Below are 1,161 nucleotides of genomic sequence, written 5' to 3'. Positions count from 1 at the left end.
TCGATGAAAGCTATTTTGGCGCACGGCGCGTCCGCGGAAAACGCGGCCGTGGCGCCTTAGGGAAAACCATTGTTTTTGGCTTGCTAAAAAGAGGTGATAAGGTTTATACTGAGATTGTTCCAAACTGCAAAAGTACTACCCTACAAAGGATTATCAAGGGTAAAACTAGTATTGAAAGCGTCATTCATTCTGATGGTTGGCGAGGGTATAATGGTTTAGTAGATTTTGGCTATAAGAAGCATTTTAGAGTACATCATAGCAAGAATGAATTTGCTCGTGGTAATGCACATATTAACGGCATAGAATCATTTTGGGGTTATGCCAAAACAAGGCTGGTAAAATTTAAAGGAATGAATAAAAATATGTTTAATTTACACTTGAAAGAATGTGAATTTAGATTCAATAATCGCAAGCAAAATCTTTATAAGATTTTGCTTGAAATGTTCAGAAAAGAGTCGCTTAAGTTGTCATGACCCTAAATAATTATGAACAATTCAGAAAATATCACATCAAACGACACATCATTGCAAACGATTATTGAATGGGTTTCGTTTCCAGGAGATTATATTATCTCGACCTTAGCAGGGATGGATATTGGCGCTTATTTTGGCTTTGTTGAGGCTGATGTTGATGGTTTGATTTCAATTGCTTTATCGGTGATTTTAACACCAGTCATCATCTTCTTGTTGATCTACCCATTTAAGAACTTAGTTGATGTGGTTTTGCATTGCGCTAGACACGAGCTACGCAAGGATCGTATCAAGTGTAAAACTGGCTTTGTGGTGTTAGCTTTATTTTTGTCGGCACTCGTGGTTAAGCAATATTCGATCGAGCCTTGGATTCAAGACGGCATATTTGTACTATTTATAGCAGCATGGTTATTGTGGTTTGCGCAAGGCCGATGGTTGAATAAATAAATTTCATCCCTAATATAGCTGATAACTAAAAATTTAAATTTATTCCAGGAGATAAAAAATGACAGTAAAAAAAGACGCAGTAGTTGAAATGCACTACACTCTTAAAAACGATGCCGACGATGTAATTGATTCATCACAAGGAAAAGAGCCTATGCCGTTTATTCAAGGTCATGGCAATATTATCCCTGGTTTGGAAAAAGCACTTGAGGGCATGAAAGTTGGTGAATCTTGTGATGTTTCTATT

General features: G+C 37.0%; 3 protein-coding genes. All 3 read left to right on the top strand.

Annotated features, from left to right (window positions below):
* Positions 1–473: IS1595 family transposase (locus tag BTHERMOSOX_RS11380; RefSeq protein WP_138121222.1), on the top strand; the 473-nt coding region annotated here is incomplete at its 5' end.
* A 12-nt stretch (positions 474–485) separates the two neighbouring features.
* Positions 486–917, top strand: coding sequence for a hypothetical protein (locus BTHERMOSOX_RS11375; RefSeq protein ID WP_138121221.1), 432 nt, complete (start codon positions 486–488; stop codon positions 915–917).
* A 58-nt stretch (positions 918–975) separates the two neighbouring features.
* Positions 976–1,161, top strand: a 186-nt coding sequence (locus tag BTHERMOSOX_RS11370; protein ID WP_171004770.1) for an FKBP-type peptidyl-prolyl cis-trans isomerase, incomplete at its 3' end; no start/stop codon positions are given.

Origin of the sequence: Bathymodiolus heckerae thiotrophic gill symbiont, from assembly GCF_900128515.1 — a bacterium.
Lineage (GTDB): Bacteria > Pseudomonadota > Gammaproteobacteria > PS1 > Pseudothioglobaceae > Thioglobus_A.
Note: the sequence above shows the minus strand (reverse complement) of the source record. Positions and strands in the feature narration are given on the sequence as shown.